The organism is Yoonia tamlensis, assembly GCF_900115105.1.
GTDB lineage: Bacteria > Pseudomonadota > Alphaproteobacteria > Rhodobacterales > Rhodobacteraceae > Yoonia > Yoonia tamlensis.
Window position 1 is genome coordinate 209,851 of sequence record NZ_FOYP01000003.1, and the last position, 24,121, is coordinate 233,971.

22 protein-coding genes, 1 tRNA gene and 2 rRNA genes are annotated in these 24,121 nt (G+C 55.8%); 16 read left to right on the plus strand and 9 right to left on the minus strand.

What is annotated here, in order from left to right; all coding sequences use genetic code 11:
• Positions 1–5 precede the first annotated feature (5 nt).
• The 4 genes from BM320_RS15930 to BM320_RS15945 form a co-directional block, all read right to left on the minus strand.
• Entirely contained in the window at positions 6–1,358 is a 1,353-nt protein-coding gene (locus BM320_RS15930; protein WP_090201790.1) for an ABC transporter substrate-binding protein, read from the minus strand.
• The gene (locus BM320_RS15935) at positions 1,342–2,466 is read right to left on the minus strand and encodes a LacI family DNA-binding transcriptional regulator (protein WP_242651084.1); all 1,125 of its coding nucleotides are present in this window, start codon (positions 2,464–2,466) and stop codon (positions 1,342–1,344) included. Before BM320_RS15935 ends, BM320_RS15930 begins: the two co-directional genes overlap by 17 nt.
• Before the next feature lie 151 nt (positions 2,467–2,617).
• Positions 2,618–3,574, minus strand: coding sequence for a hypothetical protein (locus BM320_RS15940; protein ID WP_090201792.1), 957 nt, complete (start codon positions 3,572–3,574; stop codon positions 2,618–2,620).
• Between the two features lie 55 nt (positions 3,575–3,629).
• Positions 3,630–4,502, minus strand: a complete 873-nt coding sequence (locus BM320_RS15945) for a MurR/RpiR family transcriptional regulator (protein ID WP_090201793.1) — start codon at positions 4,500–4,502, stop codon at positions 3,630–3,632.
• 114 nt (positions 4,503–4,616) lie between these two features.
• On the opposite strand from BM320_RS15945, the gene BM320_RS15950 reads away from it, so the two are divergent.
• The 13 genes from BM320_RS15950 (at position 4,617) to BM320_RS16010 (ending at position 17,383) form a co-directional block, all read left to right on the plus strand.
• Positions 4,617–5,387, plus strand: a complete 771-nt coding sequence (locus BM320_RS15950; protein WP_090201794.1) for an N-formylglutamate amidohydrolase — start codon at positions 4,617–4,619, stop codon at positions 5,385–5,387.
• Complete coding sequence (locus tag BM320_RS15955; RefSeq protein ID WP_165615076.1) at positions 5,375–5,944, plus strand: TRAP transporter small permease subunit; 570 nt, start codon at positions 5,375–5,377, stop codon at positions 5,942–5,944. The genes BM320_RS15950 and BM320_RS15955 overlap by 13 nt, the downstream gene beginning before the upstream one ends.
• The gene (locus tag BM320_RS15960; protein WP_090201796.1) at positions 5,944–7,275 is read left to right on the plus strand and encodes a TRAP transporter large permease; all 1,332 of its coding nucleotides are present in this window, start codon (positions 5,944–5,946) and stop codon (positions 7,273–7,275) included. Before BM320_RS15955 ends, BM320_RS15960 begins: the two co-directional genes overlap by 1 nt.
• 51 nt (positions 7,276–7,326) lie before the next feature.
• Entirely contained in the window at positions 7,327–8,358 is a 1,032-nt protein-coding gene (locus BM320_RS15965; RefSeq protein WP_090201797.1) for a TRAP transporter substrate-binding protein, read from the plus strand.
• Positions 8,359–8,444: 86 nt separating this feature from the next.
• The gene (locus tag BM320_RS15970) at positions 8,445–9,809 is read left to right on the plus strand and encodes a glutamine synthetase family protein (protein WP_090201798.1); all 1,365 of its coding nucleotides are present in this window, start codon (positions 8,445–8,447) and stop codon (positions 9,807–9,809) included.
• Between the two features lie 4 nt (positions 9,810–9,813).
• Positions 9,814–10,182 (plus strand): VOC family protein, encoded by a 369-nt coding sequence (locus BM320_RS15975; RefSeq protein WP_090201799.1) that lies wholly within the window; start codon positions 9,814–9,816, stop codon positions 10,180–10,182.
• The gene (locus BM320_RS15980; RefSeq protein ID WP_090201800.1) at positions 10,175–11,560 is read left to right on the plus strand and encodes an aldehyde dehydrogenase family protein; all 1,386 of its coding nucleotides are present in this window, start codon (positions 10,175–10,177) and stop codon (positions 11,558–11,560) included. Before BM320_RS15975 ends, BM320_RS15980 begins: the two co-directional genes overlap by 8 nt.
• Complete coding sequence (locus BM320_RS15985) at positions 11,560–12,705, plus strand: iron-containing alcohol dehydrogenase (RefSeq protein ID WP_090201801.1); 1,146 nt, start codon at positions 11,560–11,562, stop codon at positions 12,703–12,705. The genes BM320_RS15980 and BM320_RS15985 overlap by 1 nt, the downstream gene beginning before the upstream one ends.
• 223 nt (positions 12,706–12,928) lie before the next feature.
• The gene (locus tag BM320_RS15990; protein WP_311135507.1) at positions 12,929–13,822 is read left to right on the plus strand and encodes a siderophore ABC transporter substrate-binding protein; all 894 of its coding nucleotides are present in this window, start codon (positions 12,929–12,931) and stop codon (positions 13,820–13,822) included.
• Positions 13,823–14,782 (plus strand): ABC transporter permease, encoded by a 960-nt coding sequence (locus tag BM320_RS15995; RefSeq protein WP_090201802.1) that lies wholly within the window; start codon positions 13,823–13,825, stop codon positions 14,780–14,782.
• 49 nt (positions 14,783–14,831) lie between these two features.
• Complete coding sequence (locus tag BM320_RS16000) at positions 14,832–15,716, plus strand: iron chelate uptake ABC transporter family permease subunit (protein ID WP_278246438.1); 885 nt, start codon at positions 14,832–14,834, stop codon at positions 15,714–15,716.
• The gene (locus tag BM320_RS16005; RefSeq protein WP_090201804.1) at positions 15,713–16,465 is read left to right on the plus strand and encodes an iron ABC transporter ATP-binding protein; all 753 of its coding nucleotides are present in this window, start codon (positions 15,713–15,715) and stop codon (positions 16,463–16,465) included. The genes BM320_RS16000 and BM320_RS16005 overlap by 4 nt, the downstream gene beginning before the upstream one ends.
• Before the next feature lie 147 nt (positions 16,466–16,612).
• Positions 16,613–17,383 carry an enoyl-CoA hydratase-related protein gene (locus tag BM320_RS16010; protein ID WP_090201805.1) on the plus strand — a complete coding sequence of 257 codons (771 nt, stop codon included), beginning with the start codon at positions 16,613–16,615 and terminating at the stop codon, positions 17,381–17,383.
• Positions 17,384–17,411: 28 nt separating this feature from the next.
• Here the strand turns inward: BM320_RS16010 and BM320_RS16015 are convergent, their stop codons facing one another.
• Positions 17,412–18,395: an AraC family transcriptional regulator gene (locus BM320_RS16015; RefSeq protein ID WP_090201806.1), complete on the minus strand. Its 984-nt coding sequence runs from the start codon at positions 18,393–18,395 to the stop codon at positions 17,412–17,414.
• Between the two features lie 103 nt (positions 18,396–18,498).
• Here BM320_RS16015 and BM320_RS16020 point away from each other — a divergent pair, with 103 nt between their 5' ends.
• Genes BM320_RS16020 through mmsB form a run of 3 tightly spaced genes read left to right on the plus strand, consistent with a single transcriptional unit; the run spans position 18,499 to position 21,561 of the window.
• Positions 18,499–19,644, plus strand: coding sequence for an acyl-CoA dehydrogenase family protein (locus tag BM320_RS16020; protein ID WP_090201807.1), 1,146 nt, complete (start codon positions 18,499–18,501; stop codon positions 19,642–19,644).
• A 4-nt stretch (positions 19,645–19,648) separates the two neighbouring features.
• Entirely contained in the window at positions 19,649–20,692 is a 1,044-nt protein-coding gene (locus BM320_RS16025) for an enoyl-CoA hydratase/isomerase family protein (protein ID WP_090201808.1), read from the plus strand.
• Entirely contained in the window at positions 20,689–21,561 is an 873-nt protein-coding gene (mmsB, locus tag BM320_RS16030; protein WP_090201809.1) for a 3-hydroxyisobutyrate dehydrogenase, read from the plus strand. The genes BM320_RS16025 and mmsB overlap by 4 nt, the downstream gene beginning before the upstream one ends.
• A gap of 199 nt (positions 21,562–21,760) precedes the next feature.
• Here the strand turns inward: mmsB and BM320_RS16035 are convergent, their stop codons facing one another.
• The 4 genes from BM320_RS16035 to BM320_RS16050 form a co-directional block, all read right to left on the minus strand.
• Positions 21,761–23,167, minus strand: a complete 1,407-nt coding sequence (locus BM320_RS16035) for a hypothetical protein (RefSeq protein WP_131802443.1) — start codon at positions 23,165–23,167, stop codon at positions 21,761–21,763.
• 291 nt (positions 23,168–23,458) lie between these two features.
• A tRNA-Met gene (locus BM320_RS16040) sits at positions 23,459–23,535 on the minus strand.
• A 156-nt stretch (positions 23,536–23,691) separates the two neighbouring features.
• Positions 23,692–23,806, minus strand: a 5S ribosomal RNA gene (rrf, locus tag BM320_RS16045).
• A gap of 127 nt (positions 23,807–23,933) precedes the next feature.
• Positions 23,934–24,121 (minus strand): 23S ribosomal RNA (locus tag BM320_RS16050); the annotation flags it as partial.

Here is a 24,121-nt window from a genome sequence, read left to right on the forward strand (position 1 = left end):
TTGGTTTACTCGACGCCGGCGATGGCTTCGTTCAGGGCGGCAACAGTTGCCGCTGCGTCACGTTCGCCATCGATAAATTCGCGCACAAGACGGTTGATCACTTGGCTGTTGATAATCTTGGACGCGGTTGCCAGCTGGCCGTCAGCCACGCCCCAACGCTGGGCCACATCCAGACCACCCACGATTTCGGCAATCATGTCAGCCTCGTACAGATCACCAAGCGGCGCTTTGCGGTCCACACCCACATCCAATGTCGCCCAAAGATCGGCAAACTGGGTCGGGTTTTCAGCGGTGCCGCGACGCACGGGGAACTTGCCTTCGGGCGCAATGGCAAGCGTCTGGCCATAGCCGTCGTTCATCGAATATTCGACAAATTCCATAGCCGCATCCGTGGCCGCATCAGAGGTGATGCCAAAGTAACGGATGTCACCCCATGCCGCGCCATCAGGATTAGACGGGCCCGAGAAGTTGGTCACAATCCCTGTCGCTGCCGCCAGCGCAGAGCTGGTCGGATCGTCGTTGATGGTGGGCGGGGCGCTGTCGCGCAGGCCGGCCAATTCGTCAAGAATGAACGGTGACCAGATGATCATCGCCGCATTGCCCGAGAAATAAAGCGACCGCGACTGATCCCAATACAGATCACCGGGCGGGGATGCTTCGGCGATGGCTTTGTAGAATTCCAGCACTTCGATTGTGGCGGCTTCGTCAAGGTCCTGGATCCCATCTGGCCCGACGGGTGACACGCCATTGGCCAAGAAAACATGCTCGAGCACTTGGCTCATGAAGTTTTCGTCAATCTTGGTCGCTGCCACAAACCCGTACATTTCCGGCGGGTTGTGCAGGGCTTCAACAGCGGCCAGCACATTGGCGTAGGATGTCGGCGCCTCAAGGCCAGCTTCGTCGAATTTATCCGCACGGTAGACGATCATCTGCGTCCAGCCGTCAACAGGCACAGAGGCATAACCGTCATTGCTGGCAGCCATGGCAAGTGCGCCGGGGGCAAATGTATCAGCCCCGAGGTTTTCGATCACATCGGTCGCGGCGTCAGTGTCCAGAATACCCGCTTCCGCCCAAGGCAGCGCATACTGCAGCGGGTGATAGATCACATCAGGCAAATCGCCTGCTGCGAAAGCCGCTGTCGCGCGTGTGCCCAGATCGCTTTCGGTAACAGGGATCACTTCGACGGTGTGACCTGATGCGGCGGCAAAATCTGCAGCCATCTGTTCTTGGCGCTCCAGCCGCTCTGGCTGTTCTTCGGTTGTCCAGAACCGCAGCGTGTCGGCGCTGGCGGCAACTGTGGACAGGGCCAGCGCGGTGGCCGCGCCTGTCAGCAATGTGGATTTATGGTTCATTTTCATAGTTTCCTCCCTTGGAATTATTGTCGGTAGTGGGGGCTGGCCCCGTGGACCCGCGACGCAAAAACTGTGCGGCGGCGGTTTCTTGCAACCCGTTTGGATTTTCGCCGCGAATTTGGCGGATCAGCAGATCAGCCAACCGCTGGCCCGCCTGTTTGAAATCAACCGCAAATGTCGCAAGCGGCGGGGTAACATAAGCGCCCTCTGGCACGCCGTCATAGCCGATGACCGACAGGTCTCGCCCGATTTCGAGCCCGCGCGCGGCGGCAATTTCATAAACGCCCAGCGCGGCCATATCGACCGCACAAACGATCGCAGTGGGCGGGTTTGGCACCGCAAGGATGGCTTCAGCGGCAGCGCGCCCTTGCCCCAAAGTAACCGCACCTTGCGCCATAAGCGCCGGATCAACGGCAAGCCCCGCTGCCTGCATACCGCGCGCAAAGCCATTCGCGCGCGTCGGTGCATAGCTATACTGCATGCCGCCATTGATGAACCCGATCCGGCGGTGCCCAAGCGCTGCGAGATGCTGCACCGCGTCTTGCATTGCGGCCCCGCCCTTGACGTCAAATGACGCCAGTTCGGGCGTAGCGGCCACCCGCCCGAAAAGCACAAAAGGCACATCCGCTGCCTGCAACAAGGCGATCCGCGGATCATCGATCATTGTGCGCGGCAAGATAAACCCGTCCGCCTTGTGATCGCGGATCATGCTTTTGAACGTGTCCAGCGTGGCTTGTTCGCTGTTTGACGTTGCAATGGTCAATGTAAACCCTTCGGCGCTGGCCCCTTCGGAAAGTCCGGCAAGAAAGGTCGACAGGAACGGGCGTTGTGCATCATGGTCGGCCATCTGGACGACCAACCCCAGCGATTTGACCAATCCGGTGCGGATCGCCTGCGCATGGCTAAGCGGGCGATAGCCCATTTTGTCGGCCATCGCCTGCACCCGCAGGCGGGTGGCTTCGGAAATGTCGGGATAGTGGTTGAGCGCGCGCGAGACGGTTGATTTCGTCAGCCCTAAAGCATCCGAGACGTCAGAAATTTTGACGCGTGCCGCTTTGCGCGGGATATCCTTTCCAACCGAATTCATAATCGCCCGATGTCCTCCACGAATCATAGTTCGTTTCCGAAACCGGTTTCGGCAAGGGGAATATCGACTTACGGACAACTTTCAACGCCGCAACGCAGCAATTTTGGCGGTGAGGTCGGGGCGCGTTGTGCACCGTTTCGTTACTGCTTGACCGCCGGTACAGTCGCCCGTGGTCGGCCTAGTCTTTTACGGGTGGTCTTTTACGCAACTCAGACCGGACTCTGACAAGCTCTCGGCGATCAGCATCTGGAACGCGCTTAACGTAATCAGGCCCCCAAATGATGTTGGACAACCAAGTCCAAGCACCGGCAACACGGCCGCCCTTATGGCGCGCCAACAGACGCAATATGCGATGCTTATAAATCGCGTCAAAAAAGCCCGCTACGGCATCTCCGCGCAGTACCGCAATTTCGGACAACCGATCAGAAGCAGCGAATTTTCCCGTGCGTTCGAACCCCAACGCAAGTAAATTCTTGATAATTGCCTTTTCGCCTTTTGCCGTAGATGCATAGACAGCGACGCCTTTTATCGTGGCCCACTTAGACAATTCATAAATCGTCGCGATATTATCAAGTTCAACTTTGGCTTCGCGAATAGGAAGGGAATTACTGCTCCCGCCGTCAATCGACTTTGGAATTGTAACTACGCCGATATGATAGAGATAAAGGTTTGCAGGGTCCGCATCGGCCCAACTGATACAAGCTTCCGATAGCATTTCCGCATGAGACAAGTCTCCAAGCAAGAACTGGTCGAAACTTTCCTTTGAGACCGGAATAATTCCCCAATAACCGAATGGCTGCTCTAACTCGGATACAATGCGAAATGCGTATGGGTTCTTTTCAAATGCATCCCAGTATGAATCATCGCTACTGATGACATCCCCCTTAAGAACTTCCTCGAAGTATTGCCGCCTGAGCCTGAGAACCTCGTCGATTTCCCAGCGCTCATTACAATATCGCGCTGACAAAGCTTGCGGCCAGCCCGTGTCAAAATCCTCGGGAGAAATCTTCACGATCAACCAGTCGCGCAGTTCGGAGATCATCGCACCAAGGCTACGAAAGTTCCCGTAGATCACAACGATCGCCCCAATAGTCACCCCTAGTGCGATCCAATACTTGTAAAACAACTCAACCATGTGCTTTTACTCACTCCACTTTACCACCTGCAGCTTGAACAATCAGGGGCTGAATTCAAGTGAATTTGCGGAATAATTTGGTCTGGTCGAACATATCTTCGAGCTGCTCCATACGGTTTTTGGTATGCGCCCAATCCGCGTTCTGCACCGCAGCGATCATCGATTCAACCAGCAGCATCAATGTCGCAACGCTATCCCACGCCGATGGCACAACGATTCTGCCGCTAAAGCTGATATCGGCAAGCTGGTGCACGGGCGACCGCCATTGATCGGTGAAAAGGATAATTTTAGCGCCGCGCGCATGGGCCATTTCGGCCAGTTTCAGCGTGTTGTTTTCATAACGCCGCACGTCGAATATCACAAAGACGTCGCCCGCTTTTACATCCAACAGATAGTGCGGCCATGTGTTCGAGGTCGACTGGATATGTGTTACATCGGGGCGGATCACCTGCGTGTGCAAAAACAGGTATTCAGCCAATGTATGTGAAACGCGCCCGCCAACAATGAACAATGCCTTGGATTGATCGGCGACCATCGCACAGGCCTCGTCAAACTTGTCGGGGTCAATCTGCGCCAGCGTGTGCCGGATATTGTCGATCACCGCGTCGGTGAATTGGTTCAGCACATGGCCTGACGGCGCACCTTCGGCCCATGTGTCGTGTTTGGCGATGGGGTTTTGCACTTTGGCCTTTAGCTCTTCGCGCAGTTCGGCCTGAAATTCAGGATAGCCGTTAAACCCCAGCTTTTGCACCATACGCGCGACCGTTGGCACGGAAACCTGAGCCCCTTTGGCCAGTGCCGCCAACGGCCCCAATCCCGAGGCCGGATAGTTTTCCAGAATCGAATGCGCAAGCTGCCGTTCGGCGCGCGTCAGTTCATCCAGTTTCGTGTTGATCCGATCTGCGATCGTAAGAACTTGGTCAGCCATCCGCCCCCCGTTTGATCAATTAATTACCAAAGCATATCGCGCTGATACAAATATATCAGAATTGTGTTGACAGAACGCCTGCGGTGCAAGCAGTTTATCTACAACGGAGCAACTATGACACAAATCACCCCTGCGGACCCAGTGCAAATTGACAACCCGACCGGGCGTTCGGCTGCCGTATTGGTCTGTGAACACGCGTCTTGCAATATTCCGGCCGCTCTTGCGGGGCTGGGCCTGTCGCAAGACGCCCGCCAAAGCCACGCGGCGTGGGATCCGGGCGCATTGGCTGTCGCGCAGCGTATGTCGCAGCGGCTAGACGCGGTATTGGTATCCAGCACCGTGTCGCGTCTGGTTTACGACTGCAACCGCCCGCCCAGCGCGCCCGACGCGATGCCCGCCAAAAGCGAAGTCTTCGACGTGCCCGGCAATGTGGGCCTGACCCAAGCAGCCCGCGATGCGCGCACAAATGCCTATTACCTGCCGTTCCAAACTGCGCTGGCCGCGCAGATCGCCAAAATGCATGCGCCCATTATCGTGACGATCCATAGCTTTACGCCCGTCTATCACGGGCAAGCCCGCGCTGTTGAAATCGGCGTGTTGCATGATGATGACACGCGGCTTGCCGATGCGATGCTGGAGACTGCGGCGGCGCATACATCTGCGCTGGTTTTGCGCAACGACCCCTACGGGCCGGAAAATGGCGTGACCCATACGTTGCGCGAACACGCGCTTCCTGGCGGGCATCTGAACGTGATGCTTGAGGTGCGCAATGATCTGATCGCAACGCCCGCGACCCAAACCGCAATGGGCGATATGATCGCCGCATGGGTTGCCGATTCCGTTTCTCAAATCACCGATCAGGGGGCCGTGCAATGCGTCGCGTAATGCACGGCTATATCCGCGCGGTTGATGCCGTGAACTACCGGATCGGGCGCATTGCGATGTATGGTATCTTTGTGCTGATGGGAATTCTGCTGTGGTCGTCGATCTCTAAGGCTTTCTTTCTGCCGTCGCTCTGGACGCTGGAAATGGCGCAATTTGTGATGGTTGGCTATTACATTTTGGGCGGACCTTATTCGCTTCAGCTTGGGTCGAATGTGCGGATGGACCTGCTTTATGGCGAATGGTCGATACGCAAGAAGGCGTGGTTTGATCTGTTCACTGTGCTGATGCTGATCTTTTATCTTTGCGTGCTGCTTTATGGTGCTGTGTCATCCACCGCCTATTCGCTGGGCTATTGGGGGACCGAGCCGTTTTCATATCTTGGTGGCGTTGTCATCGGCACCGAAGAAATCGGCCGCATGGAACGCGCATCGACTTCGTGGCGCCCTTACCTTTGGCCCATCAAAGGCGTGATGGTCATCGGATTTTTCCTGATGCTGCTGCAATGCACATCCGAGCTGTGCAAAGACATTCTGCGGATCAAAGGCGAAACCATCTGATGTCATATGAATTAATCGCCACTTTGATGTTTTCGTCGATGATGCTGATGCTGCTGACAGGCCAGCGCGTGTTCGGCGCGATTGGTTTTGTCGCTGTTGTCGCGTCGCTGCTGCTGTGGGGCGACAAGGGCGGTTTTGACCTTGGCTTTGCCGCTGCGATGAAGCTGATGAAATGGTATCCGCTGCTGACCCTGCCGATGTTTATTTTCATGGGTTACGTGCTGTCCGAATCCAAAATTGCCGATGATCTATACAAGATGTTCCATGTCTGGATGGGCGGCCTGCGCGGCGGGCTGGCGATCGGGACAATCGGGCTGATGGTGCTAATTTCCGCAATGAACGGGTTGTCAGTTGCGGGCATGGCGATCGGGTCGACAATTGCGCTGCCCGAACTGTTGAAACGTGGCTATGATAAACGCATGGTCACCGGCGTGATCCAAGCGGGATCAAGCCTTGGCATTCTTGTGCCGCCCTCTGTCGTGCTGGTGCTTTACGCAATGATCGCGCGCCAACCTGTTAGCCAGCTTTGGCTTGCAGGGATTATTCCGGGGTTGATGATGGCGGGGCTGTTTATCGGCTATATCGCAATCCGCTGCCGGATGAACCCCGCGCTGGGGCCGGTACTCCCTGCCGAGGACCGCGATATACCGCGCGCCGAAAAACTGCGGCTGTTGCGGGCGGGCCTGCTGCCATTGGGGATTTTCTTTGTGATGATGTTCCCTTTTGTCAAAGGCTACACATCGCTTGTCGAAAGCTCGGCCATTGGGGCAATCGCCGCCTTTGTCGCAGCTGTGCTTAAGGGGCGGATGAACCGTGAAGTTTTCGAAAACTCGGTGCGTAACACATTGGGCATCACTTGCATGTTCATGTGGATCATTCTGGCGGCACTGGCATTTGGCGCGGTGTTTGACGGGCTGGGCGCGGTAAAGGCGATTGAAAGCCTGTTCACCGAAACGCTGAACCTGTCGCCTTGGACGATCCTGATCCTGATGCAGCTTAGCTTTATCCTGATGGGAACGTTCTTGGATGACACGGCGATGCTGGTAATCGTCGCCCCGCTTTATGTGCCGCTGGTCGGTGAATTGGGCTTTGATCTGATATGGTATGGTATCCTTTATACGATCACCACGCAGATTGCCTATATGACGCCGCCGTTTGGGTATAACCTGTTCTTGATGCGCGCGATGGCCCCGCCTGAAATCACGCTGCGCGACATCTATGCATCGATCACACCGTTTGTGATGATCATGGTAGGCGCGCTGGCACTTGTGATGGTCTTTCCAGGCCTTGCGACATGGCTGCCCGATTATGTTTACAACACGACCCCCTAAATAAGAGCCCGTCCAAGCGGGCCATCCCACCCCAACCAAGGAGACGAAACAATGACAACAAGACGTAAGTTTATCCAAGGGGCCGCAATTGCCGCCCCAGCCGCGCTGGCAACCCCAGCACTGGCGCAATCAACAATCAAATGGCGGATGCAGACCTATGCGGGTGCTGCCCTCGCAGAACACGTGATTGATCCCGCGATCAAAATGTTCAACCAGATCGCGGGCGACCGCATGCAGATCGAACTGTTCTACGCGGACCAACTGGTGCCAACAGGCGAATTGTTCCAAGCCATGCAGCGCGGCACAATCGACGCGGTGCAATCCGACGACGATTCAATGGCATCCCCGACCGAAGTCACCGTTTTCGGCGGCTATTTCCCGTTCGGGTCACGCTATTCGCTGGATGTGCCTGTATTGTTTAACCAATATGGCCTGAACGAAATCTGGGACGAAGAATATTCCGCCGTTGGTGTGAAACACATCAGCGCTGGCGCATGGGACCCATGCCACTTTGCGACCAAAGACCCGATCCGCAGCCTTGCTGATCTTGAAGGCAAACGCATCTTTACCTTCCCAACTGCGGGCCGCTTTATGTCGCAGTTTGGCGTGATCCCTGTGAACCTGCCGTGGGAAGACATTGAAGTCGCCGTACAAACCGGCGAACTGGACGGCATCGCATGGTCTGGCATCACCGAAGATTACACTGTCGGCTGGGCTGACGTGACCAACTACTTCCTGACCAACAACATCTCTGGTGCTTGGGCTGGGTCATTCTTTGCGAATATGGATCGCTGGAATGAACTGCCAGAAGACCTGCAAACGCTGTTCCGCGTCTGCTGTGACCAGTCACACTACTACCGTCAGTGGTGGTATTGGGGCGGCGAAGCCGATCTGCGCGTCAACGGTCCAAAGATGGAGCTCACATCCATCCCAGACGAGGAATGGACGACAGTCGAAGCCAAAGCACGCGACTTCTGGGAAGAAATCGCAGCGGAAAGCGACGTCAAACGCCGTGTTGTCGATATCTTCAAGCAGTATAACGCTGACATGGAAAAAGCTGGCCGCCCCTACCGCTACGGCTAGGCTTGTTGCGGGGTCAGCCCGCAACCACATACCACAACGATGGCCCCGGATTTTTCCGGGGCTACACGCCCTAAAGGATACCAAAAATGCCCGGCACATTAAGTTTTGATGACCTGAAATCCCGCGTCGTTGACGGCACGGTTGATACGGTTCTGACCTGCCTTGTCGATATGCAAGGCCGCCTGATGGGCAAACGGTTCCACGCTGCGAATTTCGTGGAAACGTCCTATAACGAAACACATTGCTGCAATTACCTGCTGGCCACCGATCTTGAGATGGCAACGCCTGAAGGCTACGCATCGACAAGCTGGCAGGCGGGTTATGGCGATTATGTGATGAAACCTGACCTGACCACCATTCGCATGGTGCCTTGGCTGGAAGGCACGGCGATGGTGCTGTGTGATGTGCTCGATCACCACACGCATGAACCTGTGCCACATTCGCCCCGCGCGGTGCTGAAAAAGCAGATTGCACGGCTCAAGGCGCTCGGCTTTGACGCGATGATGGCGACAGAACTTGAATTCTTCCTTTTCGCCAAAAGCTATGACGATATCCGCAAATCGGGGTACCGCGATCTGGAACCGGTCAGCGGCTATAATGAAGATTACAATATCTTCCAAACCACCAAAGAAGAAGGCGTGATGCGTCCGATCCGCAACCATCTTTATGCGGCAGGTATCCCGATTGAAAATTCCAAAGGCGAGGCCGAAGCAGGTCAGGAAGAGCTGAACATCCGCTATTCCGCCGCGTTAGATTGCGCCGATTACCACACGATTGCCAAACACGCGATCAAGGAAATATCGTGGCAGCAGGGCCATGCCGCCAGTTTCCTGCCCAAATGGAACAAGGACCGCGTCGGGTCATCGTCGCATGTGCATCAATCGCTTTGGGTCGATGGAAAACCTGCATTTTTTGATCCGGACGCCAAACATGGCATGTCCGAGCTGATGTCACATTACATGGCCGGATTGATCGCCTATGCGCCCGATTATACCTATTTTCTGGCACCCTATGTGAACAGCTACAAACGCTTTGCCAAAGGCACGTTTGCCCCCACAAAAACCGTCTGGTCTGTCGATAACCGCACTGCGGGTTTCCGGCTGTGCGGCGAGGCCAGCAAAGGCGTGCGGGTTGAATGCCGCATCGGCGGGTCGGATCTGAACCCCTATCTGGCGCAGGCCGCGATGCTGGCCGCAGGGATCAAGGGGATCGAAGATAAAATGACGCTGGCGCCTGCGACAACGGGTGATGTCTACGAGGACGCCAAAGCAGGCGACATTCCACAAACCCTGCGCAAAGCGACCGAAACACTGCGCAATTCGGCATTCCTGCGCGAGGTCATGGGTGACGATGTGATCGACCATTACTCTCGGGCTGCGGAATGGGAACAAGAAGAATTTGACCGTGTCGTGACCGATTGGGAAATCGCGCGCGGATTCGAAAGGGCGTGAGGCCGTGATCAGCCGGATTGATCATATTGTCCTGACCGTGCGCGACATCGACCGCGCGGCGGGTTTTTACAGCGCGGTTCTTGGGATGCAGGTCGAAACCTTTGCCGGTGGCCGCAAGGCGCTGCACTTCGGGACGCAAAAAATCAACTTGCAAACCCTTGGCCAAGAGACACGCAACCACGCATGTATCGGGTCGGGTGATCTTTGCCTGATAACTGATATGACGCCGCAAGATTTGCTTGAACATCTGGCCCTTCGCGGCGTATCGATAACCGAAGGCCCCGTTGCGAAAACCGGCGCGCGCGGCCCCATCACTTCCATCTATTTCAACGATCCTGACGGCAACCTGATAGAGGTCAGCAGCTATGACTAACACCATCAAATGTATCTCCCCCATTGACGGATCGGTCTATGCCGAACGTCCAACCCTGACCCGCGCCGAGGCGGATGCCGCCGTTGCGGCGGCAAAATCAGCGCAGGTCGCATGGGCTGCGCGCCCCTTGGATGAACGTATCGCACTGGTGCTGGCAGGCGTCGCCAAGATCGGCGAAATGAACGACCAGATCGTGCCGGAACTGGCGTGGCAAATGGGTCGTCCTGTCCGTTACGGCGGCGAATTTGGCGGCTTTAACGAACGCGCGCAGTATATGGCAGGTATCGCCCATGACGCGCTTTCTCCGATGGTCGTGGAAGAAAGCGACACGTTCCGCCGGATGATCAAATATGTGCCGCATGGCGTCGTGCTGGTGGTTGCCCCGTGGAACTATCCTTTCATGACCGCGATCAACACGATTGCGCCTGCGCTGATCGCAGGTAACGTTGTCGTTCTTAAACACGCATCACAAACCCCCGTTGTCGGTGAACGTCTGGCCGAGGCTTTCCACGCTGCCGGCATCCCTGCGGATGTGTTCCAGAACGTGTTCCTTGATCACAGCACAACATCCGATCTGATTGCCGCGCGCGCCTTCGGGTTCGTGAACTTCACCGGCTCTGTCGCTGGCGGTGCTGCGATGGAACAGGCGGGTGCAGGCACGTTTACCGGCATGGGGCTGGAACTGGGCGGCAAGGATCCGGGCTATGTAATGGAAAACGCCGATCTGGATGCGGCAGTAGCGACGTTGATGGATGGCGCGATGTTCAATTCGGGGCAATGTTGCTGCGGGATTGAACGGATTTACGTGCACGAAAGTCTTTTCGGCGCCTTTGTTGAAAAAGCCGTAGCGCTGGTCAGCACCTATAAACTGGGCAACCCGCTTGATGCCGAAACAACGATCGGGCCGATGGCGCAGGCGCGTTTTGCTGAGGGCGTGCGCGCCCAAATCGCCGAGGCCGTGGCCGCAGGTGCCAAAACCCACATCGACCCTGCATTGTTCCCGCAGGATGGTGGTGCCTATCTAATGCCGCAAATTCTGACCAATGTGACCCATGACATGCGGGTCATGCGCGAAGAAAGCTTTGGCCCTGTTGTCGGTATTATGCCGGTCAAATCCGACGCCGAAGCCATCGCCTTGATGAATGATTGCGACTACGGGCTGACCGCATCGCTTTGGACGCCCGACACCGACCGCGCCGAAGCCATCGCCGACCAGCTTGAATCCGGCACCGTGTTCATGAACCGCGCCGATTACCTTGATCCGGCGCTGTGCTGGACTGGGTGCAAAGACACCGGTCGCGGTGGCGGTCTGTCTGTCATTGGCTTCCACAATCTGACCCGCCCGAAATCCTACCACATGAAAAAGGTCACAAGCTAATGTCGATCACTGCCAACTGGTCCTACCCCACAGCAATTCGCTTTGGGGCAGGGCGTATTTCCGAAATCGCCGCCGCCTGTGCCGCTGCCGGAATCAAAAATCCGCTTTTGGTGACGGACAAGGGTCTTGCCGGCCTTCCGATCACCATCGCGACGCTTGATCTGCTCGAAGCCGCGGGGCTTGGCCGTGCGATTTTTGCCGATGTCGATCCGAACCCGAACGAGAAAAACGCCGAAGCAGGCGTTGCCGCATACCGCGCTGGCGGGCATGACGGCGTGATCGCCTTTGGCGGCGGGTCGGGGCTTGATCTAGGCAAGGTTGTGGCGTTCCATGCAGGCCAATCCCGCCCACTTTGGGACTTTGAGGATATTGGCGATTGGTGGACCCGCGCCGACCCTGCCGCGATTGCGCCAATCGTTGCGGTCCCAACTACCGCCGGCACAGGCTCCGAAGTCGGCCGCGCATCCGTGATCACCAATTCGGTCACCGCCGAGAAAAAGATCATTTTCCACCCTAAAATGTTGCCTTCGGTGGTGATCTGCGACCCTGAACTGACCGTGGGCATGCCCAAGTTCATCACCGCAGGTACAGGGCTTGATGCGTTTGCCCATTGTGTCGAAGCGTTCTGTTCGCCGCATTACCATCCGATGTCCCAAGGTATCGCGCTTGAAGGGATGCGGCTGGTCAAGGACTATCTGCCGCGCGCCTATGCCGATGGCACCGATATCGAAGCACGCGCGAACATGATGTCCGCCGCAGCAATGGGCGCGACCGCGTTCCAAAAGGGGCTGGGTGCAATTCACGCGCTTTCACACCCGATCGGCGCGATCTATCACACGCACCACGGCACAACCAACGCCGTGTGCATGCCTGCGGTACTGCAATTCAACAAATCGGCAATCGCCGACAGAATGGCCAATGCCGCAGCCTATCTGGGGATTGCAGGCGGGTTCGACGGGTTTTGCGCCTATGTCGACGAATTGAACGCGTCGATGGGCATCCCGAAATCTCTGGCAGCGCTTGGCATCGAAAACCCGGACGTGGACCGCATCGTTGCGGGCGCGCTGATCGACCCAAGCACCGGCGGCAACCCCATCGAGATGACAGCCGAAAACACCCGCGCGCTGCTTTTGCAAATTCTCTAAACGCTCACCCGACCCGACGTTTAGTTGAACGGCATCCCGGCCTGTCCGGGATGCCACCTGATGGATCAGGCAGCCCACATGCCCTTAATCCGACAAAAATAGTCAAAAAAGCGCTTTATCCCTGCGTTGCATGCTGGACAGCGCTGTATTCGCGCCATATTCAGACCTCACTATGCAAAGCCAGCCAGTACGGTCAGCCATGCTTTCACTTGAAAGGATACTGATGATGTTACGTGCTGTTGCGGTTACCGCCTGTGTGCTTGCGGGCCCTGCCTTTGCTGAAACCGTGTCGATTGATACCTACACCGGCGCTGCCGACGTTGAAACGATGCCGACCAAAATCGCGGTTTTCGATATTGCCGCGCTAGACACTTTGGACGCGCTTGGCGTTTCTGTTGCGGGTGTCGTGGCGCCCTATTACGTTGACTACCTCGCGCAAAGCGCGGCTGGCGCCGAAGTAATCGGGACATTGCACGAGCCGGATTACGAAACCATTGCAGCGGGCGGCTATGATCTTTTGATCGCGGGTGGCCGGTCATCGGCTGTCGCACCTGATCTTGCAAAAATCGCTCCGACAATCGACATGACAATCTGGGAAGACACAATCGGGCAGGGTCTTGCCCGCCTGAATGCCTATGGCGCTATTTTTGGCAAGCAAGCAGAAGCCACCGCCCTACAAACGCAATTCGAAGCCGCACTTGCAGCCGCAAAAGAAGCCGTGGCCGACGAAGGCAGCGCCCTGATCGTGATGACCAACGGGCCAAGCGTTTCGGCCTATGGTGCGGCGGGTCGTTTCGGGTGGCTGCATACTGCGCTGGAAATACCAGAAGCCGTTGAAGCCGTCGAAGATGCAACCCACGGCGAGGCGATCAGCTTTGAATTTATCCGTGACGCCAATCCCGATGTCCTGATCGTGATCGACCGCGCTGCCGCAATCGGACAGGATGCTGCCGCTGCGGCCGCCACATTGGACAACGCGCTTGTGCATCAGACGGCGGCTTGGTCGAATAACAAGGTCATCTATCTGAATTCTGCCAACGTCTATATCGCAAGCGGCGGGATCCAGTCCCTGACTCAAATTGTGGACCAATTCGCAACGACATTTGCGAATGACTAGATGCGCGTGACTGCATGGTACTGGGCGGGCCTGATCGGGCTCGCCCTTATTTCGATTTGTTCGCTTTTTGTCGGCGTGATTGACCTGTCTGCCAGTGATCTGTTGCACGACAAAGAGGCGTTGCGCGTGCTTGGCATCAGCCGGTTCCCCCGCACGATGGCCGCCATTATTGCGGGCGCGGCCATGGCGGTTTCTGGCAGCGTCATGCAAATGCTTGTGCGCAACCGTTTTGTCGAACCCATGACTGCTGGCACGGGACAGGGTGCCGCGCTTGGCATTCTGATCGTGACCCTGTTTTTTCCGGCGGCCTCGATTTTTGTAAAAATGGCCATTGCGACAGTTACCGCGCTTGTCGCAAGTCTTGGCTTTCTGGTGATTGTACGCCGCCTGCCGCCGACGCAGCCGCTGCTGGTCCCTTTGGTCGGGTTGATCTACGGCGGGATCATCGGCGCCGCAGTGGTTTTCGTAGCCTATCAGGCGGACCTGCTGCAATATATCTCGGTCTGGCTGAATGGCGCATTTTCCGGCGTTTTGCGCGGGCGCTACGAACTGCTTTGGCTTGCGGCTGGCGGCGCTGTGCTGACCTATTTTGCGGCGGATCAATTTGCGATCGTGGGCATGGGCCAGACAATCACGACCTCTCTCGGACTTGATTACAAACAGATTGTCCTTGTCGGGCTGATCGCAATTTCTGCAATTTCCGCTTTGACGGTTACGACTGTTGGGATCATCCCCTTTGTCGGGCTGATTGTGCCCAATATTGTCTCGCGGCTTTTTGGGGACAACTTGCGGCGCACGCTGCCCTTGGTCGCAATCACAGGGGCCGGCCTGACGCTGGTCAGCGACATTATCGGACGGATTGTGCGCTATCCGTTCGAAGTACCCGTCGGAACGGTACTGGGCGTGATCGGTGCTGTTGTATTCCTGTGGCTGCTGTTTCGAAAGCCGCAATATGCCTAAACGGTTCTGGATATTAGGTATTTTACTGGTGATCTGTTGCACCGCCTTTATGACATGGGGCGCACGCGGGCCGCTGCATTTTGTTATCCCCTTCAGGGCAACCAAGCTTGCGGCGCTAGGGCTTGTCGGCATGTCAATTTCAACATCGACGGTGCTGTTTCAGGCCGTTTCGCAAAACCGGATCCTGTCGCCGTCAATCATGGGTTTTGACGCGCTTTACATCATGATCCTGACGGCGGCGGTCTATTTCCTTGGCGGGATGACGGTTGCCAATCTATCCGCACATCTGTCCTTTGCGGTTTCCACGGGCGTAATGGTCATCGGCGCCTTGGGGCTGTTTTCAACGCTATTGCGTTCCAGCCAGAACAACCTGATGCGCATGATCCTGACAGGGATCGTTTTTGGCGCATTGTTCAGATCGCTTACGGATTTCATGCAACGTTTGATAGATCCGAACGAATTTTCGGTCATTCAAACCGGTTCTTACGCACGTTTCACCCAGATCGAGACGGATCTATTATTCATTGCAGCGGCTCTGTGCGCTGGTGCGCTTTTTCTGACATGGAAAATGCGGTTTAGGCTTGATGTACTGGCGCTGGGTCGGGACGTCGCGATGAACCTCGGGCTAAATGTGCGCCGCACCGAATTGGAGGCGCTGACCCTCACCGCTTTGCTTGTCGCGGTGACGACCGCGCTGGTCGGGCCGGTGGCGTTTCTGGGACTGCTGGTTGTCAGCCTTGCACGGCTGGTCGTGCCTGTTGAACGCCACGCGCCGCTTTTGATCTGCGCGGGACTGATCGCGATGATTGTACTGATCGGCGGGCAGCTGCTGTTTGAACGTGTCTTTCAACTGACCACGCCGCTTGCGGTGATTATCGATCTTGTCGGTGGCAGCATATTTTTGTTTCTACTTCTCAAAGGGCATCGCAGATGATCTCAATTCGAAACCTGTCGTATCACATTGATGGTGTCGCAATTCTGGATGACATCACAATCGACCTCCCCAAAGGCAAGGTAACAGCACTGGTCGGGCCGAACGGGGCGGGTAAATCGACCCTTTTGTCATTGATTGCACGGCTTGAACCCCTTCAATGCGGGACAATCGACATCGGCGCGCTGACCATCGGGCAATGCTCGAACAGGCAACTGGCCAAACAGATTTCGATCCTGCCGCAAATGACCGAACATGTGCCACGGCTAAGCGTGCGCGAACTGGTGTCTTTTGGGCGCTTTCCCTATCACCAAGGTCGCCCCGGCCCCGAAGACGAAGCAAAAGTAGACGAAGCCTTGCAGGTGTTTGATCTTGACGACCTTGCCCAGCGTTCCGTCGTCGACCTGTCCGGCGGGCAGCGTCAAAGAGCCCAAATCGCGATGACCTTTGCCCAAGATACCGAATATATGCTTCTCGACGAACCTCTGAACAACCTTGATATTGCAGCGTCCCGCGCGTTGATGGCGCGCATCCGTGAACTCGCGCACAGCTATAACAAGACGATTGTCGTTGTCTTGCACGACATCAACTATGCAAGCCGTTACGCCGATTGGATTATTGCGCTATCTGCTGGCAAAACCGCAGCCGCAGGATCGCCGGCAGAAATAGTCACGCCAAAATTGCTGGGTGATGTGTTCAAATCCGATGCTGAAATACGCATGATCGACGGGCATCCGGTTGTGCTGGTCTAGGACGGTGATCCTGCCCGCGCACCCGCAAAACGGGCATGACATTAAGTTCCAGAATTAGCAAACAAACTGACACTGATTGTTAGTGTCTTCTTTTGCTAGACCAAACAGGCGCGTCGCATTGCGCACGGATGTTTAGGAACAATCACCATGTCAGATCTTGTCATCACACGCACCCAAGGCCCTGTCGGGATCATCCAGTTCAATCGGCCCGAACAACTGAACGCGCTGAATGCGACGGTCGCCCAAGCCGTAATCGCGGCCGCACAGGCGTTTGACAGCAATCCGTCCATCGGGTGCATTGTTCTGACCGGCTCGCCCAAGGCCTTTGCCGCAGGGGCCGATATTTCCGAAATGGCCGGTATGAACGCCGCGGAAATAGCGCGCCTTGATTATTTTGCAGAGTGGCAACAATTCGTTGATGTCAAAACGCCCAAAATCGCCGCCGTGAACGGCTATGCGTTGGGGGGCGGCTGCGAGGTCATGATGATGTGTGACTTTGCCATCGCCGGTGAAAACGCAAAATTCGGTCAACCTGAAATCAAGCTGGGCGTCATTGCGGGCATTGGCGGCACACAGCGCATGACCCGCCTGATCGGCCGGTCCAGATCAATGGAAATGCATCTGACAGGCCGGATGATGGGCGCACAAGAGGCTCTCCAGGCCGGATTGATCGCGCGTGTCGTAGCCGATGACGATGTTGTCACTGATGCAATCAAAACAGCCACCACAATTGCGGGCTATTCACGCCCTGCCCTGCGGATGGTGCGCGAAACCGTCATGCGCGCCGAAGAACTGTCGCTTCAGGACGGGCTGCTGCATGAACGCCGTGTGTTCCACGCCCTGTTCGGCTCCGAAGACCAGACCGAAGGCATGGCCGCCTTTCTTGAAAAACGCAAACCGGCATTTACCGCCCGATAACAGCATTGGAAATGAACAGATGAACGCTTTAGGGCGTTTCGCGCATCCGATTTGGGGTTGTCCCGTACCATCGGTGGAAGGCGCGGTAAAACGCGGCTTCTTCGGCATAGCCGACAGCTTCGGAGATTTGCGAGATCGATTTATCGGTACGCGACAGTAACGCTGTCGCCCTGTTGCGGCGTTGTTCGTCCTTTAATTGGGTCAATGAATGCCCTGCGTCCTTTAGCATGCGATGCAGGGACGACCGCGACATCCCCAGCATGGCGGCAACCTCATCCGCGCCGGGCCAGTCTTGGGCGGGGCCGCTCAGACATTTCTTGATGATTTCGTGCTTTAGACCATCGGTTTCCCTGTAGCCGCGCAAGAAGGCTTCGGGCAGGCTGCGCAGGAACGCCTTAAGATCCTTTTCCGAGCGGTCGGTCTTGCGTGACATATATTTTTTATCGAACATCAATCGCGCGGCGGGGGCATCAAAGGTAACAGGCACGCCGAAAAAATCGCTATAGTCGTTCTGCGCCAATGGTTCGTTGCAGGGAAATTCAACAGCCTTGATCGGGATGCGTTCGCGCGCGGCCCAACAGTTAAACCCATGCAAAATAAGAAAGAATGCGCGGTACTTGAAAGCATCCGAAGAAGGTGCCGCCGCGTGAAGAGTGACCACGCAGTGACGCCCTTCGATCGCAACTGTGCCGTAAGGTTCGTCCAGCACGATCCGCAGAAACCGCAGGCTTCGTTTTATGGCGACATCAAGCGTCGCTGCGCCCTTGATCGCGTGCCCCAGCAGCACCGTGCTGCCCGGGCGCATGGGCCGCGCACCAAGGCCAAAGAATTCGTCGTGCATCGCATAAGACATCTGCAACCAGACACGGCCGAATTCTTCGGTGTCCAGATGATCCAGCCGGTCAATCGAAACCCCGGCTGCATGCAGGATCATTGCAGGATCAGCCCCGCCCGCCTTCGCACAAGCAAGCGCTTCTTTGACAAAAATCGGGGCGACAGGGCGGCGGCGCATTTAGCTATCTTTTTGTGTCATTAATTATGCACATTTCGGCAATGATGGGGCGATATGCAAGTGATATTTAGGGGAACCCGCCCAAGTTTGCAAAGGACCAGACATGATTTTGGACGAAACCCAAACGGCCATTCGCGATGTTGCACGCCAGTTTGCCAAGGCAGAGCTGTGGCCTGGCGCCGAAGAACGCGACCGCGAGGCACGTTTTCCAAAGGCGGAATTGGCGGCAATGGGTGCACTGGGTTTTCTCGGCATGCAGGTCCCCGAAGAATATGGCGGCTTTGGCGCGGATTTCGTCAGCTATGCCTGCGCGGTGGAAGAAATCGCTGCCGGTGATGGCGCCTGTTCCACGATAATGTCGGTGCATAGTTCTGTCGGCTGCGGGCCGATCCGCGACTATGGGACCAAGACGCAGAAACAAAAATACCTGCCGAAACTGGCAACGGGTGAATGGATTGGCGGCTTTGCCTTGACCGAACCACAGGCCGGATCGGATGCGGCGAACCTGCGCACCATAGCAGTGCGTGATGGGGACCACTATGTGATCAATGGGGCGAAACAATTCATCACCTCGGGCAAAAACGGGCAGGTGTTGATCATCTTTGCGATCACAGACAAATCAGCCGGAAAACGCGGGATCAGCGCCTTTATCGTTGAAACCGACACGCCGGGCTACGCGGTTGTGCGCGTCGAACAGAAACTGGGCATCCATTCATCCGACACCTGCCAGATAGCGTTTGAAAACATGCGCATCCCCGCCGAAAACCTGCTGGGTCAGGAAGGTCAGGGTTACAAAATCGCGCTGGCCAATCTGGAAAGCGGCCGCATCGGCATCGCCGCGCAGGCCGTCGGCATGGCGCGCAGCGCGTTTGAATATGCCCGCGATTACGCCGTTGACAGGCAGGCCTTTGGCAAGCCGATTTTCGAACAACAGGCGATTTCGTTTCAATTGGCCGACATGGACACCCAGATCGAAGCGGGCCGCCAGATGGTTTTGCACGTCGCCGCTCTCAAGGACGCAGGAACGCCATGTTTGCGCGAAGCTTCGATGGCGAAATTGTTTACATCCGAGATGGCCGAAAAAACCTGCTCGCAAGCGATCCAGATTCTTGGCGGCTACGGTTACCTGACAGACCATCCGGTGGAGCGGATTTACCGTGACGCGCGCATTTGCCAGATTTACGAAGGCACAAGCGAAATCCAGCGCCTTGTCATTGCGCGTAACATCAAATCCCAAGCGGCAGGATAGATACATGACCAACGATGTCCTAATTCGCAAATCCGGCCGCGCTGGCCGGATTACCTTGAACCGCCACGATGCATTGAACGCATTGGCAGCCGCAATGGCCGCTGCCATTGAAAATGCGCTTGATGCATGGCGCGACGACGATGCGGTCAAAGTGGTGATACTCGACGCCAAAGGGCAAAAGGCATTTTGCGCTGGCGGCGATATCGCAGAGCTTTATGCCAATGCCTGCGCCGGAGAATATGATTTTGGCCGCACGTTCTGGCGTCAGGAATACGGCCTGAACCTTAAGATCGCGACCTACCCCAAGCCAGTGATCGTCTTTATGCAAGGGTTCACGATGGGGGGCGGTGTCGGGCTTGCGGGCCATGCGTCGCACCGGATTGTCGGCGAAAGCAGCAAGATCGCGATGCCGGAATGCGGCATTGGCCTGATCCCTGATGTGGGGGGCAGCTATCTGCTTGGGCGCGCCACGGGCGAAACCGGTGTCTATCTAGGCCTGACCGGCACGCGGATGGCGGCAGAGGATGCAATCTATGCGCAGTTCGCCGATCATTATATCCCCGAAAATACATGGGACGATCTGAAATCAACGCTTGTCCGGAACGGGGATGTCGCAGTGATCGGGACCGTCGCTCAACAGCCCACAGGTGGCACATTGGCCGCGTTGCAGCCCGAGATTGATCGCCTGTTTTGCGCGCCAACGGTACAGGGCATTCACAAATCTTTAGTTGAAGATGAAACAGAATTTGCACAAACTGCCGTTAAGAAACTTGCCAAAGGCGCGCCATTGGCGCTTGCTTGTGCATTACAGACCATACGTGCGGCACGCGGGGGAACATTGGTGCAGGCGCTGACGCGTGAATTCCGCTATGCGTATCGTTCACAAGAACAAGGCGATTTCATCGAAGGCATCCGCGCGCAAATCATCGACCGTGATTTTACCCCCAAATGGCGGCATAGTTTGATCGACGTGCCGGAGGATGAAATCGCGCAAATGCTTGTCGGTCTTGGCCCCCAGGACTGGACCCCAACAGGAGACACCCTATGAAAATCGCATTTATCGGATTGGGAAACATGGGCGGCCCAATGGCCGCAAACCTTGCAGGGGCGGGGCATGAAGTCGTCGGAGTAGACCCAATCACCGCCCCCGAAGGCCTGCCCATGGCGGCCAGTGCAGCCGATGCCTGCGCGGGCGCCGATGTTGCCATCACGATGCTGCCCAATGGCGCGATCTTGCGGGCAGTCGCAAACGAAATCATTCCCGCCCTGCCCAAAGGCGCGGTGTTTATTGATTGCTCGACCGTGGATGTGGACAGTGCGCGCGCAGTCGCACAACAAGCCAAAGCCGCCGGTCTGGGCATGTTGGACGCGCCCGTGTCCGGCGGCATAAAAGGTGCTGCCGAAGGCACGTTGACCTTTATGATCGGCGGTGATGCGGGGACCTTGGAAACGACCAAAGGCTTGTTTGATATCATGGGCCAGAAGGCCGTGCATTGCGGGGCTGCGGGCGCGGGTCAGGCGGCAAAGATTTGCAACAACATGATCCTTGGCATCACCATGCTTGGCACCTGCGAAGCCTTTGCGATGGCGGACAAACTGGGGCTGGACAGGCAAGCCATGTTCGACGTGGTATCCACTTCTTCGGGTTATAGCTGGTCGATGAACGCCTATTGCCCTGCGCCCGGGGTCGGCCCGACCAGCCCCGCCGACAATGATTACAAACCGGGGTTTGCGGCTGAACTGATGCTCAAGGATCTCGGGCTGTCGCAAGACGCGGCGCGCGCTTGTGATGCGGATACCCCAATGGGGCATCTGGCAAATGAAATCTATGCAAAATTCATCGAAGAAGGCGGCCGCGGCGTCGACTTTTCAGGCGTCCTGCCATGGCTTGCGGGACGTGCAAACAGCGCGCCGTAAGCCGGTGACCTGAGCTCTAAGGCTCTCTCAGACTTAACAAGAGTTTGTGGTTGGTTTCCCAATTTTGATTGCGGCCTGACCGCGCCCTGCAAGGAATTGCGCAGCAATGTCCCGAGAGGGTTGCTATAGTTGTGTCACCAAAGCGCCAGCTTGCGGCGGGCGTTGTCCAGCCTGTCGAACCATCTATTGAAACACTTTCTCATATTGTGTACCGCTTCATTACTTCCGTGACGGCTTCTCTCCAAATTTCATTCCGATTAGTGAAAAATGGATTCTGGGCGCTTTTCTTAATTCCGAAAGAGCTGCGCGGGATACCCGCTTCCTCAGCAAAGCGACGCGCAATCGGCCGATCATATGCTTGATTGACGCTGTAGCCTGACATCTCATCGCTATTTGCAATACGGATCAGAGAGCTTGTGCATAATGATCCCGCCAAAATTGGTGGGTAGTGTGCAAATCCCACACGCAACCGAAATTCCGTTAAGCTCGTTGATTGCGGAATTGACTTTTTCAGTCCCAAGTTTGGTTTAGCATCTTTCTGCCAATTCCCATCTCCGCCTACGCCGCTTAAAAAAATTTTCCCATTAAGAACAGATTCGAAACTTATTGAATTGATGTCGTCGCCAATCCCTGCCGTCGCAACGAATTCATGTGATAGCTTCGAAATGTAACCTTCGATAGTGCGTGTCAGCCCTTTACTGCGTTGCTTCAAGACATGAGGGAAGACCAGAGGCCGCATGCCAAGCATACGGGCGATCGCCCTCCCGTTATCGCCGTTTACCCTAAGTGTCACCGCTTCCTGACAACCGCACTGATTTGCAATCGCAGTTACAGCAGGTGAATCGTATCCTCGGGAAACCGAACTTAGTGGCACGAGTGGCAGTTTTCGTTGTCGATTTCCGCCGTTGCTAAACACAGCTTGCGTTGTAGCAAGTAGGTAGCCCTTATAATCATTCCAGTCCTTGAAGTCGCGGACAGCCACCGGCGGATCAAAACGAAGCAAACCATCATCATCAAACCAAAAGTTTGAATAACAAATACGATACAAAGTGTATTCCGTAGTTTGTGCAACGACAGGGTTCATCGCATGGAACCCCTTTTTTCCTTCCTCGAATGTGCTGTCGACAAGGTTGTCTGAAAGCAGGCCCATAAGCGCACTGTCGGGCCCGATCCGCGCAGCCGATAACGCAAAGCAAAGCGAGTTCGATATATATTCAACCTGGTTGAGACGGTCGCGCAATATGAATGTGAATTCACGCACATCTTTGCGCTGGATAAAGGTTGTGCGGCCTTTGCTTCGGTATATTCCTGAACCGTAGGTTTCGCTTCCCAACGCAGATGAAAAGTCCAGAAAGCTGCCGGCCCAAACGCCTTCGAAGAATCCATTTTCAAACTCATCTACGGATCTACCGATCGTGCATTCAATGCCACCTTTCCGGCGCACGGCAAGCCACGCCAATTGGGGTATCTTTTGAGTGACACGTATCGCGAAGCTGTTGTGCGATTGGGCAAATGCATCTGATATTAGATGTTTTTCTTGCTCAGCAAGACCTCGCGACAGTTCAAGTAACCGTGGATCTGGCGCACCAGTTGTGTGAAGCTCCAAAGTACCTACCCATCTTAAAAAATGTTATTTGAGTATACGATAAGCCAGAAGAACGACAATGAATTTTCGTTCCGTCGTCGTGTCAATGGTTTTCTAACAGCTACGCGGGTTGGAGGCAGTGTCGCGCGGTTTTAGAAACCATTTCCCCAATCATGGGAATGCTTCGCGTTGGTTGTTACCCCCATTTTTGTTTGCGCGTTTGTTGCTTGCAGAGTGTTTCCAGCGGTGTAGCACCAACGCGAACAACCACCCTAGGGTGGCGTGTAGCGTGTTGTCGTTAGTGGTAGATTTTGGTTGCGGGAGTAGGATTTGAACCTACGACCTTCAGGTTATGAGCCTGACGAGCTACCGGGCTGCTCCATCCCGCGCTGGGGTGTCGTTTTGAGCCTGACGCGGCTTGAGCGTTTTGTAAACTCTTGAGAAGAGTTTATAGCGAAAGCGGGCTGCTCCATCCCGCGCTATTTTGCCTCGCGGTATTTTGAGAGGGCTTTTGATATCGTATAGAGAGACGTGTTTCTTATTAGGTTTGGCAATGACTTACTCTCCCACGCCTTAAGACGCAGTACCATCAGCGCTGCGGCACTTAACTGCCGAGTTCGGGATGGGATCGGGTGTTTTGCTCGCGCTATGATCACCAAACCAAAAAAGAAACACGGGCCCCGCTTGCGCGGGAGCCGTCAACATCAGGTTTTGTTCCATGATCATCGTATACTGATGATTGTGTGTGTATGTGTTTTGATTTTCGCCAGTCTTACTATTACTGGATCAAATCAAGCCTATCGAGCCATTAGTACCAGTCAACTGAACGCCTTACAGCGCTTACATCTCTGGCCTATCGACGAGGTGGTCTACCTCGGCTCTCAGGGATATCTTGTTTTGAAGGGGGCTTCCCGCTTAGATGCCTTCAGCGGTTATCCTGTCCGATCATAGCTACTCTGCACTGCCGTTGGCACG

Bases quoted from the DNA above. Each gene is read 5' to 3' on its own strand.
- BM320_RS15985 (WP_090201801.1), top strand. From the start codon at position 11,560: ATGTCGATCACTGCCAACTGGTCCTACCCCACAGCAATTCGCTTTGGG.
- BM320_RS15955 (WP_165615076.1), top strand. From the start codon at position 5,375: ATGCGTCGCGTAATGCACGGCTATATCCGCGCGGTTGATGCCGTGAAC.
- BM320_RS16010 (WP_090201805.1), top strand. From the start codon at position 16,613: ATGTCAGATCTTGTCATCACACGCACCCAAGGCCCTGTCGGGATCATC.
- BM320_RS15980 (WP_090201800.1), top strand. From the start codon at position 10,175: ATGACTAACACCATCAAATGTATCTCCCCCATTGACGGATCGGTCTAT.
- BM320_RS16025 (WP_090201808.1), top strand. From the start codon at position 19,649: ATGACCAACGATGTCCTAATTCGCAAATCCGGCCGCGCTGGCCGGATT.
- BM320_RS15950 (WP_090201794.1), top strand. From the start codon at position 4,617: ATGACACAAATCACCCCTGCGGACCCAGTGCAAATTGACAACCCGACC.
- BM320_RS15970 (WP_090201798.1), top strand. From the start codon at position 8,445: ATGCCCGGCACATTAAGTTTTGATGACCTGAAATCCCGCGTCGTTGAC.
- BM320_RS15940 (WP_090201792.1), bottom strand. From the start codon at position 3,574: ATGGTTGAGTTGTTTTACAAGTATTGGATCGCACTAGGGGTGACTATT.
- BM320_RS15945 (WP_090201793.1), bottom strand. From the start codon at position 4,502: ATGGCTGACCAAGTTCTTACGATCGCAGATCGGATCAACACGAAACTG.
- BM320_RS16005 (WP_090201804.1), top strand. From the start codon at position 15,713: ATGATCTCAATTCGAAACCTGTCGTATCACATTGATGGTGTCGCAATT.
- BM320_RS15995 (WP_090201802.1), top strand. From the start codon at position 13,823: ATGCGCGTGACTGCATGGTACTGGGCGGGCCTGATCGGGCTCGCCCTT.
- BM320_RS15965 (WP_090201797.1), top strand. From the start codon at position 7,327: ATGACAACAAGACGTAAGTTTATCCAAGGGGCCGCAATTGCCGCCCCA.
- BM320_RS15935 (WP_242651084.1), bottom strand. From the start codon at position 2,466: ATGATTCGTGGAGGACATCGGGCGATTATGAATTCGGTTGGAAAGGAT.
- BM320_RS15960 (WP_090201796.1), top strand. From the start codon at position 5,944: ATGTCATATGAATTAATCGCCACTTTGATGTTTTCGTCGATGATGCTG.
- BM320_RS15930 (WP_090201790.1), bottom strand. From the start codon at position 1,358: ATGAAAATGAACCATAAATCCACATTGCTGACAGGCGCGGCCACCGCG.
- mmsB (WP_090201809.1), top strand. From the start codon at position 20,689: ATGAAAATCGCATTTATCGGATTGGGAAACATGGGCGGCCCAATGGCC.
- BM320_RS16015 (WP_090201806.1), bottom strand. From the start codon at position 18,395: ATGCGCCGCCGCCCTGTCGCCCCGATTTTTGTCAAAGAAGCGCTTGCT.
- BM320_RS16020 (WP_090201807.1), top strand. From the start codon at position 18,499: ATGATTTTGGACGAAACCCAAACGGCCATTCGCGATGTTGCACGCCAG.
- BM320_RS16000 (WP_278246438.1), top strand. From the start codon at position 14,832: ATGACATGGGGCGCACGCGGGCCGCTGCATTTTGTTATCCCCTTCAGG.
- BM320_RS15990 (WP_311135507.1), top strand. From the start codon at position 12,929: ATGATGTTACGTGCTGTTGCGGTTACCGCCTGTGTGCTTGCGGGCCCT.